Raw genomic sequence first — 19,388 nt, 5'->3', positions numbered from 1 at the left:
CAGAACAATGGCAGAACAATGGCAGAACAGAGGAACAGAAGAACAGAGAAGCAGAGGAACGCAACAAAACTGGGGTACCTTCGCGCCTTCACGCCTTCACGCCTTCGCGTCTTCGCGCCTTCGCGTCCTCGCGTCTTCGCGCCTCGCGCCTTCACGCCTCCCCGCCTCCCCGCATCCCCGCATCCCCGCATCCCCGCATCCCCGCATCCCCGCATCCCCGCATCCCCGCCTCACACCTCACCATAGAGCTCAAGCAACTCACGCCATTCGCCGGTCAACTCTTCGCGGCGGGCGGCATAGTAGAAATGGGCCTCGCCATGTTCATCGAGGAAGACCAGATCAACTTGGCTCCGCATGGGGCGTAGGTAGCCCAAGTTGCCCCACCAGCGCACCTTCTCTTCATCCAGAGGTTGATCCTGCTGATACATGCGTGCGGCATACTCACGTACCGTACCAGGCTCAATATCTTGGAGGCGCCAGGGGACACCGCTGACATCGCCGGTGCGTAGGTTGCGGAAGATGTATTGGAGTTCACCTTCATCGTTGCGGGCAGCGTTGATCACCTCAATGCCGGTACGCGGACGTGGGACGCGGATGAGGCTCAGCCAAGCTTCGGTGAGCTTTTCGAGTGGCACCGCCGGGTAGTTCTGCTGACCATCGCCCTCTTTATCCTTCATTACCAGATCGAAGCGAGCATCGCCAGTGGGATCAAGTGTCACCTTCGCGAGGCCACCGCGCCCGCGCCAGCGCACCCGGCGCTCGCCCCAGATACTCGGTTCAGCAAGTTCCGTTGGGGCCTCAAGCGGTTCGAGGGGCTCTTCATGCCCAACCCCTGGTGGCAGCTCATCGGTTGGGTCAAAAGCTTGGGTCTCGGTTTCGATTGCATCGCCATTCCGTTCATTGAGCAGAGTCGCCCACGCATCACTCAGACCCCAATCGCTGACCCCAAAGAAGATGTGATCAATCACACCATTGGCATCGCGGTGAACGAGGTCGTACTTGGTGCGACTCCCCTGGCGATAGGCGCGCCAGAGGCCCAGGCGGCCCTTCCACTTCACTTGGCTCTGCAGATCAACCCGGCCATCGCGCAGATCCTCGTGGCGGCTAATTGCATAGGCCCACAGCCCCTGAGCGCGGTCGCGGGTGACTCCAGCGGTGGTACGCAGATCGCGCACCTCATAGAGCCAGACACCGCCGCGCTTTTGGGCGCTCACGATCTGCACCCCAGAGCGGGGCAGATCAATATCTTGGCCATTATCAAGGGGCGAAGAGGCCCCTTCAGCCAAGGCGCGGCGGCAGAGCTGAATAATCTCACCGCGATCAGCGGGGTGAGTTTCACCATCGCGGCGAATAGAGATCGAGCCATCGCTACCGACATAGGGCGGCGGTTCAGCGGCCTTCACCTCCACACGCATCACATCGTGGCCCTCATAGCTCATCAACTCAAAAGAGAGGTAGGGCTGAGGGGTCACATGTTCCGCCACACCCCGGCGCAACGCCTCACTCACATGGTCGGGCCGTTCCACGCCAACAACGCGCCCGCCGGGTTCACAGCCAATAATCAGCACACCGCCGCCGCTATTGGCAAGGGCAGCCACATCGCGCCAGAAAGCATAGGCGGCTGGAGGTTCACCAGCCAAAACCCGCAGAATTTGGCGTTCGGAGGAGCCACCAAAGCGGATCGCATCCACCGCCCACTGCTTCTGATCGCGCTTCGGCACACGCACACGGTCAAACTCTTGGCTACTAAGCAGGGCACGCAACGACTCAAAGCTATTATCGGGCAGCAGGAGTTCAACATAACGGTCGCCAATGCCGTGGCGATGCATCACATGGTTCTCGCTATCGGGCAGACGGCGCAGGCGGTGGGCATCGCTCCCCTGAATGCAAAACATACGCCGCTCATAATGTTCAGTCTTGCCATTATAGAAACCAGGCGACGTAAACTTCTCATGGTCGGTATAGAAATTAATAAACTCAAGGGCATGCAGATGGGCGCTTTGCGAAACCGCAATGCGTGCTTGGCCACTCGTACCCATACGCAGCGTCTCACTCACCACCCCATTGGGACCATTAACATGGGGCGCAATCACAAGACCGCCAGCGCGCGCAATAATCTCATAGGCTTCGGTCACATGGCGGGTATTGGTAACGCTACAAGCCCCCACCTTCAGTTGATCCGGGGGCACGCCCAATTGGAGCAAGGTCGCCTCAATCAAACTAATCGGGCGATCGGGGGGAAAGACACCCAAGATATGGGCACCAAAGTGCGAAGTAAACTCAAAACCGGGCAGAACGGTCAGTTTAGCCAATAAGCGGCGATACTCCTGAAGGCGTTGCTGCTCCTCTTCGGTCAAACGTCCTGCTGCTTCAAGGGTTTGCAGAAAATCCAGATCGCGCTGAAACAACTCATAGCCGTGGACAGTATTGTGATCAGTAAAGGCAATGATCTCCAGATCACGACGTTCAGCCTCTTGCAGAATATCAAGGTAGCTAACCTCAGGTTCGGCATAATCCTCAGAAGCGGGAGTGTGCAGATGCAAATCTGCGCGAATCCAACGCATCCCGTTGCGGTTCTCCGCGACGATACTCATAGGTTTTTAACTCCACAAACTTTACTTTAACTTTCTCACTCTTCAGGTCAACGTTCACTTTTTTGGCGCTTGTCGCGTGCGGATCGAATGCGACGCTGCGGTAGCCCTCCTTTCAGCCAGTTCACTGCTGGCAAGTCATGCTTGACACACAACAGCGGGGCCGTCAGGCCCACATTCAATGGTTAGCTCTTTGCATATGATACCGTAAAGCTCTCTCCTAGACAACAAGGAATTAGGGCGTAGTAGCAGCGATCTGCCCTAGAGATGGGTGTGACCAACATGTGTAGCTAGGGTGTGCGAGGGAGCTAGGTTCCCTTGCGCTCCCCCTCCGTTCGAACGGATTCACCAAACATCTGTCTCGTTGCACCCATCTGCTATGATAGGCTCTATGTTTGAACGTTCACGCGGGATCCCTATCTGGTTTTGGGGGGCGCTCTTGGCGGTGCTGCTGATTCTGCTCAGCACACGGGGCCGTTTTGCGCCCGCCAATGATGATTTGAGCCAAATTTTTGCTGCCCAGCCTACGCCGGCCAGCCTCGTGCCGGGTTTTACCCTGCCAAGCTTGACCTTGGGCAATCTGCCTAGTGAGCTAGAGCAGCGTGCCCGCGAACTGTTGGTGCGCTTGGGTGCGGGGGCTGCGGGCCGTCCGGTGGAGCCTCGGGCCGAGACGGCGCGCCTGCGCATTCACATCCAAGAGCTGCAACCAGTGAGTGGTGGTCTCCAGGTACTTGGGACGGTGACCAATCAGAGTAGTAACGACCTGTTGGTGCCGATTAGCGCCTTTGAGTTGCGCGATAGCAGCGGGGTGAGCTACAGCGCTGGGGGCGGGGCCAGCGTCACCTTGAGGCCAGGTGCCTCGACGCCCCTGGAGCTCTCGGTGCCGCTACCGGAGGATCGGGGGCTTCTGTTGATTACCAATTTGCCCCCCGATCCGCCCGTTGAGCAGCGCCTGATTGTGGTGCCGGGGGGATTGTAGATTTCAGATTATGGTATTACAGCTCTCGCAACAGCACCTCACGGTGTTCGGCGAGCCATTGCGAGAGGCGGCGGCCCTGGCCAAGCACTTCGAGGTGGTAGTCGGGTTCGGCATCGGAGGTCATGAGCACACGGCGCAGGTTGCCTTGCAGCCAGATGACTTCGATCAAGATTGGTAGGGCTGCCCGTTCGCCATCGGTCAGCGGTAGGGCTTCGTTGTAGCCTTCGATCAGATTGCGCGCCCGCGTGGCATCGAGTGGGCCGGCGTAGACCCCCCAGGGGTACCAGTCGTGGGGCGCAGGGCCGACGGCAAAGTCAACCATGGCATCGGCCAGATCAACCAAACGTGCATCAATGGTCACTTGATCGAAGTCAATCAGAGCCGCCACCACATCGCCCCGGAAGATCAGGTTGTCGCGGTGGACATCGCCGTGGATGAGGACATAGGGCAGCGACTCGTAGACCGCTTCGGGCAGGGCGCGCCGCAAATCGGAGGCGCGGCGATCATACCAGTTGAGTGGTACCATAAGATCGCCCATCACATCGCGCTCCATGATGCGCTCAATCAATCCGGGTAGCGATTGGGTGGTGTAGCGCGGCCCTTGGTAGGCGGGTGCATCGGGAAACCCCTCAACCGCACGGTGGTAGCGGGCTAAAATTGAGCCTGTACCACGAATATGTGCAGAGCGTTCAGCATTAAACTCGTCGCCATCAATGAAATTAAACACCTCAAAGATACGACCATCAAGTTCTACGGAGGTTTCACCAGAGCGGGTGGTCACTAAGCGCGGGGCAGGAAAACCACGCGCCCGCAGCCATGCCATGAGGCGATGGCGCAGGATGATCGAAGCACGTCCAATCTTGCGTTGATTGCGACGCACGACATACCGCCCCCTACTCGTCTCGGCGAAAGCGGTCTCGTTGACTACCCCGTGGCTCGCCGGCAGCGCCGAACGAACCGTTCCAAGGTCATAGTTCTGCAAGGCGCGCTCGACATCGTACTGTGTGAGCATCAGGAGGCTTCCCTAGCTGTTCGTCAAACGCTGATCTGACGGGGAGGGCAGGGTGCTTTGGCAGCGAAGTGCTTCTCATCCTCGCGCCCCTCCCGTGCCCATTATACGAAATGTTTGCCACCCTGGGCGCAGCAGATAGTGTACATGCCACAACCAACGCCGTTTTTGCTGCATAGAGCGGAGAGATATAGTGTATCATCCCTGAGGGATAGCCGAAAACCCGATAGCCGAAAAAGCGGTAGACTCTCTAAAAAACCCTCTGTGTCCTCTGTGCCTCTGTGGTGAAAACCCTCTGTGCCCTCTCCTTCAGCCGAAAAAGCGGTAGACTCTCTAAAAAACCCTCTGTGTCCTCTGTGCCTCTGTGGTGAAAACCCTCTGTGCTCTCTGTGCCCTCTCCTCTCCCTCTAAACTCATTATGATCTCCTCGCTCACAACGATATCCGCCCCACCAGCCCCCCAAGGGGAAGCACGCTACCGCATCCGAGGTGGCGAGCCGGTGGTGGGCCAAATTCGCGCCCTGGGTGCGAAGAATTTTACGACGAAGGCGTTGGTGGCGGCGCTGCTTGGTACGTCGCCTACATGTTTGACCAATGTGCCGCCGATTGGCGATGTGGCAATTACCCGCGAGATGTTGGTGGCGATTGGTGTGCGTGTCACTGCCGAGGGTGATGCGCTGACGATTGATCCGGCGGCGCTCGCCTCGGCTCAGGTGCCTATTCCCGATTCGGGGAGTAACCGGATTCCTATTCTGCTGCTGGGCGCACTGCTGCACCGCTTTGATGAGGTGGCTGTGCCGGTCTTGGGTGGCTGCCGCATCGGTGAGCGCCCGGTGGATTTCCATCTGAACGCGATTGAGCAGTTTGGTGGGATTGTAAGCACCACCGCCGAGGGCTATCTGGCGCGACGGCGCGGACGTTTGCGTGGCACGCAGATCAAGTTGCCCTATCCGAGTGTGGGTGCAACCGAGACCTGCCTCTTCCTCAGTGTGCTGGCTGAGGGGCGCAGTGTAATCGCTAATGCCGCAATAGAGCCTGAGATTATTGATCTGATTACGATGCTGCGTGCGATGGGCGCGGTGATCTTTACCTCGGCTGGGCGCGAGATTCGCGTTGAAGGGGTGCCGCAGTTGTGGGGCACGCGCATGCCCATCTTGGGAGATCGCATCGAAGCGGCCTCGTGGGCCTGCCTCGCTGGTGCCTCCGATGGCGATATTACGGTCACCGGCATCAATCCCAACAATCTGGGCAATTTCTTGGCCTACTTCCAGCAGGTGGGCGGCGGTTTTGAACTGCTCGATAATGATAGCGTGCGTTTCTTTCGTCGTGGCCCGCTTCAGCCCACCGTGGTTGAAACCGATGTCTATCCTGGGTTCTCGACCGACTGGCAGCAGCCGTTTGCGATAATGCTCACCCAAGCCAATGGCATTTCGATTATTCACGAGACGGTCTACGAGAATCGTTTTGGCTACCTCAAGGCACTCAATGCGCTTGGGGCCAATACCCAGCTTACCACCCATTGTCTTGGCGGGCTGCCCTGTCGCTACCGCGACGCCAACCATGAGCATAGTGCGATCATTGTGGGGCCAACGCCACTCTATGCCGAAGGCCATGAGATAACCATTCCCGACCTACGGGCCGGGTTGGCCTATATCATTGCTGCCGCAATTGCCCACGGCACCTCCTTTATTCGTGGTGTACCGATGCTCGAACGGGGCTACGGCGATGTGGTGCCGCGCCTCGCACGCATGAACCTGAAGATCGAACGTATCTGGGAAGCGTGAGGGTTGTATGGCAGAAGAGAACATCACCCGCTTTACCACCTCCAACGGAATTCGGATCTACCGCATTCCCTTGCGGGTCTTTCCGAGCCTCTGGGCCTACGCCCATCTGGTGATCGCTGGCGATTATCTGGCCCTCGTGGATGTGGGCAGTGGCCAGGGTTCAAGTGATGAGCAACTGCGGGCCGGTATGGCGGCGATTGCCGATGAGTGGGACGAGGCGGTAAGCTGGGCCGACCTCAATCGCATTGTGATTACCCATGCCCATATTGATCACCACGGTGGCTTGAATATGGTGCGCCATTTGACCGATGCGCCCATTGCGGTGCATGAACTGGATCGCCGCGTGCTGATCAAGCATGATGAGCGTTTGGCGCTCACCCGCTTCCGCCTGGGGGTCTTTCTGCGGCGGGCGGGCTTTGATGAGGCCCACCGCATGCGGCTGCTCAAGATGTACAGCGGGGGCAAACATCTCTTCCAATCGCTGCCAGTGCAGGATGTGATGCGTGATGGCGATCTGCTCGATGGGCTCTTTCGCGTCATCCATGTGCCGGGCCATTGCCCTGGGCATGTCTGCTTGCAGCTTGACAATATCCTCCTGACTGCCGACCATGTCCTGCCGGGGGTAGCGATCTTCCTCTCGCCCGAAAGCCTCACCGCCTCAACTGGGGTGGATCACTTTCTCCAATCGCTGCGTAAAGTTGCCCAAGTACAAGGGGTGGAACTCTGCTTAGGCGGCCATGATCGCCCCGTGCAGGATGTAGGCGCAGCCATTGCCCGCATCGAACGCACCCAACAGCAGCGTATCCAGCGCATCTATGAGGCATGCGCTGAACCACACAGCATCGCCTCACTCACGCACAAACTCTACCCCTCGGTTGGCGACTACGATGAACTCTTGGCCATCCAGAAAGTCGGAGCCTACCTTGAGTATCTCGACCAACGCGGCATGCTGGAGGTCGCCAATCTCGAAGAGGTCGCCGAGGATGAACGTGGCGTGCCGCGCTATCGGGCGGTGTGATACCATTTACGATTGTAGATTGTAGATTGTAGATTGTAGATTGCCGAACATGGCTTCCCAATGGGCGTTAGCGTTCTTGATAATAAGGACAACCATGAACCAAGCATCACTACCCACGCCCCTCACCGATCTCCGTAAACGCGCACCACAGGCGCGAGCCTTGATTCGCGAGGTGTTGGAGGAGTTGGTGGGGCCGGTAGAATTGCGCTACGAATTCTACCGCGAGTGGAATGGCTGCTGGAAAGTACGCACCGAGTTTAGTGGCTCAGCGAAGGGGCGCTTGGAATTTACGCTGCTCGATACGCCCAGTGGTGGCATGCTGGCCCTGCCCCGCCCGCTGCCAGAACGCTGGCGTCTGCAGACCGGCATTAAGGCCAGCGATGGGACGCGCTGGACCCTGAGTGAAACGGGGGAATTGCGTGCTTTTGGGTAGTACGACAATCGCGCTTGCCGATCTGATTGCGCTCTTGCGCGACAATGTGAGCAATCAGCTCAAGAAGGATTTTGTTGGCAAGGGCCAGATCATTGATCTGATGCTTATTACGGCCCTAGCCCGCGAACATCTCTTGCTTGTGGGGCCGCCTGGTACCGCTAAGTCGGAGTTGATCAAGCGCTTTGTGGTGCTCTTGGGCGCACGTAAGGATGCGGGCGAGCTCTTTGAGTATCTGCTTACCCGCTTCACCGAACCCAACGAGATCTTTGGCCCGGTCAATATCAAGGAGTTTCAAGCTGGAACCTTTACGCGCAATATTGACCGCGCTTTGCCCCAAGCGCGCATCGCCTTCCTTGATGAGGTCTTTAAGGCCAATAGCGCCATTCTCAACGCTTTGCTCACGATTCTCAATGAACGCTTTTATTTTAATGGCTTAGAACAGATCAACGTGCCACTAATCAGTGTCTATGGAGCGACCAACGAGGTGCCTGAGGGTGATGATCTAGCCGCACTCTATGATCGTTTTTTGCTGCGGGTACGCACTGATAATGTGGATGAACGGCAGTTCCGTGATCTGCTTGCGGCAGGATGGAAGATGGAGCGTGAACGGATCAAATTGGGGCGCAACGAGACACTGGTGCCGATTCTCGATAGCCTCGATCAGTTGCAGATCGCCTATGATGCACTTGAGCAGATTGACCTCGTGCCGATCTTCGACGACTACCGCGAACTGGTGCGTCAGATTCGCGCCGAAGGGATCAGCCTCAGTGATCGTCGGGCCGTCAAATTGCTCAAATTGGTCGCCGCCGCCGCCCTGCTACGCGGCGAACAACAGGCCAGTGCAGCCGACCTCTGGGTACTCTTGCACATCTGGAACCACCCTGAACAGATTGCGGCCTTGCAAGCGATTGTGGGGCCAGTGGTTGAACAAGCGGGCGGCCAAGCCATCAGCGCCGAGCGCCCACTTGCCGAATTGAGCCACGAATTGGCCCAACTCAGCGCCCGCGCCACCGCCGCCGCACCCAATATCGCCTATACAACCACCTACTACACCGCCCTACTCCACGACCTTGAGCGCACCCGTCAAGAGCTACTCGACCACAGCGCTGCCCGGCGCACCGACGCCCCTCAACACGATTGGCAAGCCTTGGTCATGCAGACAGAGCAGATTATTGATCTGGTTCTGGATCAGCTTGAGTTGGTGTGATGTGATGTGTTGTACGCATTACGTTTGTTCCTCCGTTCCTCTGTGTCCCTCACAACTTCAACGACGGATTCACATCTGTAGCCCACACATTCGTACTATCTGCATCGTAGCGGTAGAAGGCTGCTGCGGCTACCATGGCGGCATTGTCGGTGCAGAGGGCGAGGGGCGGGCAGCGCACCGGCACCGTGGCGCGGCGGGTGAGTTCTTCGCGGAGGCGTAGATTGGCCGCGACCCCGCCCGCCAGAATGATTGCGGCTGCATTGTAGCGTGCTGCCGCCTCGACCGCCTTGGTGGTCAGGACATCTACCACCGATTCTTGGAAGGCGTGGGCCATCTGGGCAACAAAGGTGCTGTCGAGGCTGACGGTGGGCTGTTGTGCTGGTTCGGGGGCTGGGGGGGGCGGCGGATTGGTTGCTGGTGGCACGGCACGCCCGCCTTGACGCCGCTCGCTCGCGCCTTGACGCGGCAGGCGCTCGCTCAAATCTTGGCGCTCTTGTACCTTGTGCAGCACGGCGGTCTTGAGGCCACTAAAGGAGAAATCGAAGCTATCGCGCAGCCAAGCGCGCGGCAGCACGCCCGCCGGGGTTGCGCCGAGCGCAGCCTGCTGAAGCGCAGGGCCGCCTGGGTAGCCCAGGCCCAGAATGCGCGCCACCTTATCGAAGGCTTCACCCACCGCATCATCGCGGGTCTGACCAAGCAACTGGTAGTCGCCATGATCGCGTAGCAACGCCAGGATGGTATGGCCGCCCGACACGATCAAGGCCACCAGCGGGAAGGGCGGCTCGTCGGAACCATTGCCCGGCTCAGGCTCACTGCGCTTAAGGCTCTTCAAACGCCGTTCGCCATTGGTTTGCTGCTTGCCATTCTCGGTCTTGATCCAACTGGCATAGATATGAGCATCCAGGTGATTGACCGGAATAAAGGGCAGGTTACGCTGCCACGCCATCGCTTTGGCCGCATTGAGGCCAGTGAGCAGCGCCCCACTGAGGCCGGGGCCACAGGTGGCGGCAATGGCGTGGATGCCATCCCAGCCCTCGGGGACCGCTCGTAGCGCCTCATTGACCACGGGTACCAGGCTGAGCATATGTTGACGCGACGCCACTTCGGGCACCACGCCGCCAAAACGCTGGTGCAGTTCCATTTGCGAAGCGACAACATTGGACAACATCGTGCGCCCACCGCGCACCACCGCAGCAGCAGTCTCGTCACATGAGGTTTCGAGGGCGAGAATGGTAAAATCTTCAGGCAAAACATTCATAGTTGAGCTACCCTAGCTGCCGCCACAAGTGATGCTAGGGCGACAACTTCGCTAATTTCGCAGAGGGCACCATAGGTATCGCCGGTCAACCCGCCCAGTTCGCGGGTCCACCATGTGGCCAGCAGACCGGCCACGAGCGCCACCAGCAGCATGGTTACGAGGCCCGCCATGCCTGCAATCACTATTGTACCAGCAGCAGCAAAGCCACTGGCAATGATCATGGTGCGCGGGCGCAGGTGATCACGAAAGCTACGCCCAAGGCTACTGCTGCTTGCAAGTGGAAAGGCAGCCATGCTGAAGAGTGTAATCCAACGGCCTAGCAGTGGCGCAATGAGCAACGCCTGCCACCAGAGCGCCCCGGCTTCAGCGAGGAGCGCAAATTTGAGCAGCAGTACCGCAATGATCGCATTGACCCCCATCGCGCCGATGTGGCTATCCTTCATGATCTCCAATTTGCGCTCGCGGGGTCGCCAACTGGTGATGCCATCAAAGGTGTCACTCAACCCATCGAGGTGCAACCCGCCGCTCAGGAGCGCCCACGCGACCACAAGCAGTGCGGCGCTCGTGAGGCTGCCCCAGAGTTGACCAGCCAGCCAGCCCAGGGGCAGCAGCACCAGGCCAATGGTCAGACCAACCGCCGGAAACCAGGGCAGCGCCCGCAGCATCGTCTGGTCATCATTCTGCGGCAACCAACCCAGCGGCAGCGTCGTCATGAAGCGCAGCGCGGCAATGAAGGGCAGCAGCAATTGCATGATGTGTATACCCGCCTCCCGCTGCTTTCGGAGCGAGTTTCGGAAGAGATAGCGATGAAGGGCAAGGCAAGCACCGTCGTTAGATGCTGTCTGAAAAGTCTATGGGTTGGCGTTGGAGTGCCGGCTTCAGCCGGCTAAAGCCGGCACTCCAACGCACGCCACGTCGTGTGCAACAACATGAAGCCCCTTTTCAGACAGCTTCTTAGCACTCCCTCAGTTCAAAACTCTGTGATCTCGGTGCCTCTGTGGTTCAATGCTCTGTACCTCTGCGCGACCCTCTTTGTGGTTCAATGCTCTGTACCTCACGCCTGACCTTCACAGAGCCGTGGAACCTCATTGATCACCCGCGTAATCACGCCTGAGGGATAGATATCGAGGCAAGTAATACTCCCCAAATCTACACGCCAATGCCAATGGCGTCCGGGGGCCAGCCCAAAGCTCTCGCAGAGTACCAGTTGGATGGGGGTGGCGTGGGTTACAACTAGCACACGGCCACCAGCGTAATCACGCAGCAGGACGCGCCAAGCCTCGGCGATACGCGCATAGGCTTCGGCGAGACTCTCGCCCCCTTGGGCGCGGCCATTGATCCCTTGGCTCCAGCGGGCACGCACCTCATCGGGGTAGCGTTCTAAGACCTCTTTGTAAGTCAACCCCTCCCAACGCCCGTGGTCAACTTCAGCCCAGCGCCCATCAAGGCGCACGGTCATACCGCGTCGCCCAGCCAGAATTCCCTGTGCGGTCTGTTGTGTACGAGGCGCAGGGCTCACAATGGCGACGGTAAAGGGAATGCGCTTGAGCCGAGCGGCCAACGCATCAATCTGACGCTGCCCATAAGCCGTCAGCGGACTATCGCCACGACCCTGGTAGCGGCGCTCAAGGTTGTTACGGGTCTGGCCATGGCGAACAAGCCAGATACTAGTGCGCACAGATCGGTATCCTCGGGGTCATGGGAGCTTGGCACCCACACCCCCCCATAGCAATGGGGTGGATGGGCAAGGCTTGGCCTCGCGCATCTTTAACCAAATGGTAACGTATCATCGCAAAGCGTATCCTAGCACAGGCTGATAGAGGCGTCAATTATATTGGGCGCTGCACAAGTAGGCCGCATATGCTACAATGTCGCCTGTTGGGATAGTTCCGCAGAAGGAGATCCCCTTATGACTAAACAGACCATCCGTGACGTAGAGTGGGCCGGTAAGCGGGCCCTTGTGCGTGTAGACTTCAATGTGCCCCAGGATGATGCGGGTAATGTGACTGATGATACGCGCATTCGCGCCGCCCTGCCGACCATTCGCTACCTGTTGGAGCATGGCGCCAATGGCGTTGTGTTGATGTCCCACCTCGGTCGGCCCAAGGGTAAAGTCAACCCCAAGTACAGCATGCGCCCTGTGGTTGAACGCCTCTTTGAGCTGCTGCCCGAAGCCCACGAGGTACGCAAGACCGAGGCGATCACCGGTGCGGCGGCGGAGGCTGCGGCCTCGGTGCTCAGGCCGGGTATGGTGCTCATGCTGGAGAATACCCGCTTCGATCCACGCGAAGAGAAGAATGATCCCGCGATGGCCGCCGAGTTGGCCCGCTTGGGTGATGTCTTCGTCAATGATGCCTTCGGGGCCGCCCATCGCGCCAATGTCTCTACTGAAGGTGTCGCCCACCATCTGCCCGCCGTCGCTGGCTTCTTGCTGGAAAAGGAGTTGGCCTACATCGGCGGGGCGCTCGAACAGCCTCAACGCCCCTTTGTGACCATCATCGGCGGAGCGAAGATTAGCGATAAGATCAATGTAATCGACAATCTGCTCGGCAAGGTTGATGCGCTGCTGATCGGCGGAGGTATGGCCAACACCTTCCTCCTTGCGGAGGGTAAGCAACTCGGCGATTCACTCGTAGAACCGGAGAGCGTCGAGATTGCACGCAACCTCTTGGCCAAAGCTAAGAACGCCGGGGTGCGCCTGCTGCTGCCGAGCGATGCGCTGATCGCCGATGCCTTTAGTGCCGACGCCCAGACCAAGGTGGTCGCTGTGGATGCCATCCCCGCTGGTTGGCGCATGCTCGACATTGGCCCCGAGACGGCCAAGGCCTACAGCGCCGAAGTGGTCGCCGCGAAACTGGTGATCTGGAATGGGCCCATGGGAGTCTTTGAACTGGAGCCCTTCGCCGCTGGCACTCGCGCAATTGCCCAAGCCATGGCCGATGCGGTTGATGCCGGTGCCACGACGATCGTCGGTGGGGGCGACTCGGTCGCCGCCGTCGAGCAGGCTGGCCTTGCCGCGCGCATGTCCCACGTCTCCACCGGCGGCGGTGCCTCCCTTGAACTGCTGGAGGGCAAAGTGCTACCGGGCGTGGCCGCCCTTGCGGAGAAGTAGGGGCGCTGCGTGTGGCGCACAGCGCTCTGTTTGACGCAAAGGCGCAAGGGCGCAAACTAGCGGCGACGCGGTGGCTGAGCCTGTCGAAGCCACCGCGTCGCACCACCCACGACTTTCAGTTTCTGAACCCTATGCTCCCCACCCCACGCATCCTGTTGCTCCTCTTAGGGGCTGTACCACTGATTGCATTGGCTGCTTGGGCGCCAGGGCTGGTATGGGTTGCGGTTGTCTATGTGCTGGTGGTGCTTGGCTTGGCTATCAGTGATGGCGTTATGGTGGTGCGCCAGCAGCAGGTTGAGGTTGAACGGGTGCATGAGCCGCGCCTTTCGCTGGGGGCCGAGAATCTGATTACGCTGATTCTGGCGAATGCGACCCCACGGGTGGTGCGTTTTACCCTGCGTGATGAGCATCCCCACGAGTTTGTGGCCGATGCTACGTTTCTTGAGGGGAGCATTGCGCCCTATGATGTTGCTGAGGTACGCTACCATCTGCGCCCGCCCCGCCGTGGCGATTATGCCTTTGGCGATCTGACGGTGCGCTTCGCTGGGCCTTTGGGCGCAGTGCTGCGCCAAGTGCGCTACCCGCTCGCCGCCCCCGTTAAGGTCTATCCCAACATCCTTGAGCTGCGGAAGTACGACCTGATGGCGCGCAAAGGCCACCTGCACGAGTTGGGCCTGCGCGTCTCGCGTACCCGTGGTCCCGGTGGCGAGTTTGAGCGCCTCCGCGACTATAGCGCCGATGATGAGTTTCGGCGCATCAATTGGAAGGCGACGGCGCGGCGCGGTAAGCTCATTGCCGCTGAGTATGAGACCGAACGCAGCCAACATGTTGTCTGTGTGCTCGACTGTGGCCGCCTCATGGCCCCGCCCGTCGCTGAGTTGATGCGGATTGACTATGCGGTCAATACGGCCCTGATGCTTAGTTATGTCGCGGGCTTGCGGGGCGACCATGTGGGCCTGCTTGCGTTCGCCGATGATGTACGCAGCTACATCGCCCCCCGACGCGGTAAACCGCAGTTTCAAGCCATCCTTGAGGGGCTCTACAACCTGCAACCTGAGCCGGTGGAGGCCAACCACGGGGCGGCCCTCGAATATCTGGCCCGCCGTCAGCGCCGCCGCGCCCTGATTGTGCTCTTCACCGACCTTGCGACCCCTGAAACCGCCGGGCCACTGGTGAGCCACCTGACGCGCTTGGCACGCCACCATTTGCCGCTCTGTGTCACCATCAGCGATCCCTTCCTCAGCAGTGCCAGCGGCCAACCCCCGCGTGACAGCACCAGCCTCTATCAGCGCGTCGTCGCCGAAGGTCTGCTTGATGAACGCCGCGCCCTGCTGGATCGCATGCAGCGCGGCGGTGTCCAGACCATTGACGTCCCTGCCGACCGGCTTAGTGTGGGGGTGGTAAATACCTATTTACGCCTCAAAGCTCAGGGACGTTTGTAGATTGTAGATTGTAGATTGTAGATTGTAGATTGCCGAACATGGCGTCCCAATCGTTTCATTGTCTCGTCTTCCGTGCTACGATAAGACGCTGGTAGAGTTGCTCCAACTCGGCTGCGAGCCGATTGGCGTCGTAGCGTTCCAGTACCTCCTGCCGCCCCGTGGCAGCGAGGCGCTGGGCCAATGGCTGATCACGCAACAGGCGGATGATCGCTACCGCCAGTGCATCCACATCACCATACGGTGTTAGGAGGCCAGTCTGTTCGTGGCTGATGACCTCGTTACCCGCCATGACATCTGTAGTCACCACGGGGGCACCTGCGAGTAGCGCTTCGATCAGGGGGATGCCAAAGCCTTCGTAGCGGCTGGGGGCCACTACCACCGTCGCCGAGCGCAGCAGGGCCATCTTTTCTGCCTCACTCACCCGCCCGCGCAGTTCAATCCGTTCAGCCACGCCGCCCTCACGGGCCAGACGCCAGAATTCCGCCTCATCAGCCCGGTTGTGGCTCACACAGATGCAGCGGACTGTGGGAACCGCCTTCATAACGGCGGGTAACGCCCGTAGCAAAAGATCGTAACCTTTACGCGGCACCAACTGGCCAATAAAGAGCAGCGTGGGCACTTCACTGGGTATGTTCTCTGCTTGCTGGCTTGCCACGTCCTCCAGATCAAGCGCATTGGGCAACACACTGATCTTCAACGGATGCACCCCAATCCGCGCCAACAGATCACGTTCGCCATACGAGAGCGCAACGACCCGATCAACCCAGAGCAGCGGGGCGTGGATCAGATAGTTACGTAGCGTGCGACGTGGATGGGCACCTGTAGCCAAGCGGCGCACCAGACGCCCCGGCGTGGTCAGCAGATTATGGTAGCGCAACGGCGCTTCCAAAGGCCGCTCACGATCAACCACAAGATCGCCATCATGCAACAGGCCATGCACCGTTAGCACCGTGGGAATACCCATACGCCGAGCGGCCAAAACGGTCTGAAAGCCCAGCAGACTACGCAAATGGTGCAGGTGTATGATCTGCGGGCGGTCGGCGTGATATAGCCGCAAGAGCGCCTCGGGCGCAAAAAACCCATAGGTTGGTGCGCGATGCACCGCAATCCCAGCGGGCAACCACTCGTGGCGTAGCGTCTGCCCAGCATAACGCCGGTCGCGGTACTCATGGGCCACAACCGTATGACCACGGCGTACCAACGCCCGCGCCTGAAGTTGCTCCGGGCGACTGGGGAAAGCGGGATCAAAGCCGTAGGTGCTGACGATCAGGATGTGCATAGATCTTGCTTGCGGCGGGTGAGGCTTCGCCGAGACATGAGCGGCTTTCGGGCGGCTTTTTAGAGATGCAGAGAATTGAACCACAGAGGCACCGAGAACACAGAGAAGGGTGTGGCTATCACCATTGTTGGCACGCTCTTCGTTATCATCTCTGTGCCCTCGGTGTCTCTGTGGTTCAATCCTAAGTACCTCTTCTTATTGGTGTTTTGAACCCCTTGTTCAAAAAAACTCTCTACCTGAAAACGGAACCCGGTTCCCTCCCACCCTACGATACACCCTTTCCACCCGTTCGGCCACGGCGGGCCAGGTGAATTGGGCGGCCCACGCGGGTGCGGCTTCTGCCATGCTACCACGGAGCGCCCGATCTTCAAGCAGGTTGCCTGCCGCTTGCGCGAGGGCTGCTGCGTCGCGGGGGGGGTAGAGCAGGCCCGTGCGCCCTTCGTCTACCACTTCGGGGAAGCCGCCAAAACGTGAGGCTACGACTGGCAGCCCACAGGCTTGTGCTTCAACCAGGCCGATGCCGAAGGTTTCGCTGGCATGGCTGGTGGCGACGAGTAAGTCGGCACTGCTGTAGATGCGCGGTAGTTCGCGCCGTTCCACGGCGCCGAGCCAGTGGAGCCGTGATGTCACAGCGAGTTGGCTGACGAGCTTGGTCAGGCGGGCGCGATCTTCGCCATCACCCGCGACGGCAAGGTGAACGCCTGGCAGCAGCGCAAGGGCGCGAATGGCGGTCTCAAGCCCCTTCCAAGGCTGCAAGCGCCCGACGAAGAGGAGCAGTGGGGCGTCGGCGGCGATGCCCAAGGCGGGGCGCAGGCGCGCATCACGCGGCTGCGGGCGAAAGAGCTGTGTGTCTATGCCGTTGAAGATCACCGTCGGTGTAAAGCCGTAGCGCCGCGCCACGGTTGCGGCGTTGAAGTGTGAACAAGAGACCGCACCGTCCATCTGGCGGGCGAGGAGGCGGTCGCCACGATAAAAATCCTCGCCGTGGCAGCCCAGCAGCACTTTGGCCCCGCTCAAGCGCCGCGCCAGAATGGCTGGCCCCATGTCGTAGGGCTTTTGTAGATGGATAATGTCGTAGCGCCCAGCAACAAGTGCAGGCAGCGCCGCAACAGCCATAGTTAAGCGTTCAGCCAACTTGGCTTCGGCGTAGGCACGGCGCAACGGCGGCACTGCCTGGAAAAGACGCCGCGAGACAAAGGGGAAGGTAAGGACGCGCACGCCAGGGCCAGCCTCGCGGCGCGGCCCCACCCCACCCAATACCGTCACCGCATGGCCACGCCCGGCCAATTCACGGGCCAAATCCCAGACGAAACTCTCGACCCCGCCAAAGCGGGTGGTGGTGGTCAGGTTGTAGAGGGCTACATTCATAGAGTTAAAATTTTTTCTTTCGTGTTGACGGCTTCGCCGTCAACACGAAAGAAAAAAGCGGGTGTGGGGCGTAGCCCCAACAACATTCCCGCTGTAGGTTGTGGGGCAACTTTGTTGCCCCACAACCTACAGCACCTTCATAATCCAGCGTTTCATTGGCAGCTTCATGCGTTCCAGTTGGGTGCGATCCTGGGGATCGAGCCCACCGAGTAGGCGCAGGGCGGCAAAGAAGGCCGCTGCGCCCACTGCGGCCAAGCCCAAGAGCCAGCCCGCCTCAATGAGCCGTTCGCCCAGATTGGCCTCCGTGGGTAGCGGGGGCAGCAGACCCCGCGTGGCCAAAATGAGCAGCCCCATCGCCAATGTCGCACCACAGACGCGCAGCGTGAAGCGCCAGGGCCAGCGTAGCCCCAATAGCCGCATGCCGCTCGCGGTTACCCAGAGCCCCGAACCAACACGGGCCAAACCAAAGGCCAACGCGACTCCGACGATGCCCACCATGGGCGGCAACAGCCAGGCTAAGGGTAACACAACCGCCAGCGTAATCAGACGTGAGGCGATAATGACAGGCAGCCGTTCGTAGACAATCAGTGCGTTGTGGGCGGTGGTGAGCAGACATTCGATGAAGAGGCATGGCACGAGTACCCAGACAATCGGCGCGGCCACGAGGTATTGCGGGCTGATCACCAAGAGGGCCGGTTCGGCTAGTAGCATCAACCCAACGCCACCAGGTACTAAAAGCAGCAACTGGAGGCGCACGAGCGATTGGTATGCGCCATTGAGTGTGCCGCCTTCGCCCTGGCGCACCCGCGCAAAAAGGGGTACCTGCACGCCCACCATTGGCGTATAGAGGTAGCTCAACGCCATGCCCACGAGCGCACTGCCCGCCCAGATGATCGCCACATCGCCGAGATCGCCGGCTAAAAAGAGGGCAAAGTTGACACTCGCAATCATATCGGTGGCGGTCATGAGGAAGGAGACCGCCGAGTAGCGGATGAAGCCCTGCGGCAACCATGTGCGCCATGCGTGCCACGGCGCAGCGGCCACAGGCGTCGCGGCGTCGCCCTGCAACTCGCGGCGCAGACGTAGCACCTGCCAAACCGCCAGGATCACCGCGATGGTCGGGGCCAGCACCATTGCCCCCAAGACCCCCAGAATATCCCAGCCCGCTAAGATTGCCGCGACGATCAGCACCTGGGGCAAGAGCTTCGCCGCGAGATCGATGCTATTCCAGGCCCGCTGCTTAAAGAAGCTGCTCAGGTAGGCCATGAGCATGTTGTAGCAGATGCCGAGAAAGAGCAGTGCTACAATCGTCGTCGCCAAGAGCCAAGCGTAGCGCGTAACAAAATCGAGCAGCACCGCCTGGCTCACCCCATCAAGGCGCTCATCGCCGGTAATCAGCCCGTGCAGGTAACCAACAAAGTTGGGCTGAAAGATCAGCAGCCCACCGGCTACCATGAGCAGCAGAGCGATCTTGGCCGCCAAAATGATTTGCAACAGGCGCAGCGTGGCCAAGGCCCCCCCGGCCCGATTGGTCTCAGGAATATACTTGGGCAGCGCCCGCGTCGTACCAAGATCAACGCCGGTACCCAAGACCTTACTCGCCCCGCTGACAATCGCCAGCAGACCAAAACTGGCCAGCGAGAGTTGGTTCAACTTCACCAGCGTAGCCAACACCTCGGCCAACAGACGCAACGGCACAAAGAGCGTATTCCAGACAACCGCCTTCGAGACCTGCGTCGCTAACGAGGGGCTTTTGGAGACTTTCATGGATATGAGTATAACCTTAATCACAGAGATGCAGAGATACAGAGGTTTTCACCACAGAGGCACAGAGAGCACAGAGTATTGAACCACAGAGGCACAGAGAGCACAGAGTATTGAACCACAGAGGCACAGAGAGCACAGAGTC

The 19,388-nt window shown here is 59.6% G+C and carries 15 protein-coding genes; 7 read left to right on the top strand and 8 right to left on the bottom strand.

What is annotated here, in order from left to right:
- Window positions 1-230: 230 nt before the first annotated feature.
- Window positions 231-2,594: an RNA-binding domain-containing protein gene (locus CJ255_RS10610; protein ID WP_097644075.1), complete on the bottom strand. Its 2,364-nt coding sequence runs from the start codon at window positions 2,592-2,594 to the stop codon at window positions 231-233.
- 388 nt (window positions 2,595-2,982) lie between these two features.
- On the opposite strand from CJ255_RS10610, the gene CJ255_RS10605 reads away from it, so the two are divergent.
- Window positions 2,983-3,570, top strand: coding sequence for a hypothetical protein (locus CJ255_RS10605; protein ID WP_097644074.1), 588 nt, complete (start codon window positions 2,983-2,985; stop codon window positions 3,568-3,570).
- Between the two features lie 16 nt (window positions 3,571-3,586).
- On the opposite strand, the gene CJ255_RS10600 is transcribed toward CJ255_RS10605, so the two are convergent.
- On the bottom strand, window positions 3,587-4,582 hold the full coding sequence (locus tag CJ255_RS10600) for a homoserine kinase (RefSeq protein WP_097644073.1): 996 nt from the start codon (window positions 4,580-4,582) through the stop codon (window positions 3,587-3,589).
- 415 nt (window positions 4,583-4,997) lie between these two features.
- Here CJ255_RS10600 and murA point away from each other — a divergent pair, with 415 nt between their 5' ends.
- The 4 genes from murA to CJ255_RS10580 all read left to right on the top strand — a co-directional run bounded on the left by murA (window position 4,998) and on the right by CJ255_RS10580 (window position 9,020).
- Window positions 4,998-6,362 (top strand): UDP-N-acetylglucosamine 1-carboxyvinyltransferase, encoded by a 1,365-nt coding sequence (murA, locus tag CJ255_RS10595; RefSeq protein WP_097644072.1) that lies wholly within the window; start codon window positions 4,998-5,000, stop codon window positions 6,360-6,362.
- 7 nt (window positions 6,363-6,369) lie between these two features.
- Window positions 6,370-7,380, top strand: a complete 1,011-nt coding sequence (locus tag CJ255_RS10590) for an MBL fold metallo-hydrolase (protein WP_097644071.1) — start codon at window positions 6,370-6,372, stop codon at window positions 7,378-7,380.
- A 94-nt stretch (window positions 7,381-7,474) separates the two neighbouring features.
- Window positions 7,475-7,813 carry a hypothetical protein gene (locus tag CJ255_RS10585; protein WP_097644070.1) on the top strand — a complete coding sequence of 113 codons (339 nt, stop codon included), beginning with the start codon at window positions 7,475-7,477 and terminating at the stop codon, window positions 7,811-7,813.
- Entirely contained in the window at window positions 7,806-9,020 is a 1,215-nt protein-coding gene (locus CJ255_RS10580; RefSeq protein ID WP_124681900.1) for an AAA family ATPase, read from the top strand. Before CJ255_RS10585 ends, CJ255_RS10580 begins: the two co-directional genes overlap by 8 nt.
- A gap of 49 nt (window positions 9,021-9,069) precedes the next feature.
- Here the strand turns inward: CJ255_RS10580 and CJ255_RS10575 are convergent, their stop codons facing one another.
- The 3 genes from CJ255_RS10575 to CJ255_RS10565 all read right to left on the bottom strand — a co-directional run bounded on the left by CJ255_RS10575 (window position 9,070) and on the right by CJ255_RS10565 (window position 11,956).
- On the bottom strand, window positions 9,070-10,278 hold the full coding sequence (locus tag CJ255_RS10575) for a tRNA (adenosine(37)-N6)-threonylcarbamoyltransferase complex transferase subunit TsaD (protein ID WP_097644068.1): 1,209 nt from the start codon (window positions 10,276-10,278) through the stop codon (window positions 9,070-9,072).
- Entirely contained in the window at window positions 10,275-11,030 is a 756-nt protein-coding gene (gene cobS / locus CJ255_RS10570; RefSeq protein WP_097644067.1) for an adenosylcobinamide-GDP ribazoletransferase, read from the bottom strand. The genes CJ255_RS10575 and cobS overlap by 4 nt, the downstream gene beginning before the upstream one ends.
- 302 nt (window positions 11,031-11,332) lie before the next feature.
- Window positions 11,333-11,956 carry a histidine phosphatase family protein gene (locus CJ255_RS10565; protein WP_097644066.1) on the bottom strand — a complete coding sequence of 208 codons (624 nt, stop codon included), beginning with the start codon at window positions 11,954-11,956 and terminating at the stop codon, window positions 11,333-11,335.
- A 231-nt stretch (window positions 11,957-12,187) separates the two neighbouring features.
- On the opposite strand from CJ255_RS10565, the gene CJ255_RS10560 reads away from it, so the two are divergent.
- Both CJ255_RS10560 and CJ255_RS10555 read left to right on the top strand, forming a co-directional pair.
- Entirely contained in the window at window positions 12,188-13,390 is a 1,203-nt protein-coding gene (locus CJ255_RS10560; RefSeq protein WP_097644065.1) for a phosphoglycerate kinase, read from the top strand.
- A gap of 11 nt (window positions 13,391-13,401) precedes the next feature.
- A complete protein-coding gene (locus tag CJ255_RS10555) occupies window positions 13,402-14,832 on the top strand; it encodes a DUF58 domain-containing protein (protein WP_245863318.1) in 1,431 nt (476 codons plus the stop codon).
- A 55-nt stretch (window positions 14,833-14,887) separates the two neighbouring features.
- Here CJ255_RS10555 and CJ255_RS10550 read toward each other — a convergent pair whose 3' ends face one another.
- The 3 genes from CJ255_RS10550 to CJ255_RS10540 form a co-directional block, all read right to left on the bottom strand.
- Window positions 14,888-16,111 carry a glycosyltransferase family 4 protein gene (locus tag CJ255_RS10550; protein ID WP_097644064.1) on the bottom strand — a complete coding sequence of 408 codons (1,224 nt, stop codon included), beginning with the start codon at window positions 16,109-16,111 and terminating at the stop codon, window positions 14,888-14,890.
- 219 nt (window positions 16,112-16,330) lie between these two features.
- Window positions 16,331-17,479 carry a glycosyltransferase family 4 protein gene (locus CJ255_RS10545; RefSeq protein WP_097644063.1) on the bottom strand — a complete coding sequence of 383 codons (1,149 nt, stop codon included), beginning with the start codon at window positions 17,477-17,479 and terminating at the stop codon, window positions 16,331-16,333.
- 126 nt (window positions 17,480-17,605) lie between these two features.
- Entirely contained in the window at window positions 17,606-19,246 is a 1,641-nt protein-coding gene (locus CJ255_RS10540) for a lipopolysaccharide biosynthesis protein (protein ID WP_097644062.1), read from the bottom strand.
- Window positions 19,247-19,388 lie beyond the last annotated feature (142 nt).

The organism is Candidatus Viridilinea mediisalina (assembly GCF_002532535.1).
GTDB lineage: Bacteria > Chloroflexota > Chloroflexia > Chloroflexales > Chloroflexaceae > Viridilinea > Viridilinea mediisalina.
Note: the sequence above shows the minus strand (reverse complement) of the source record. Positions and strands in the feature narration are given on the sequence as shown.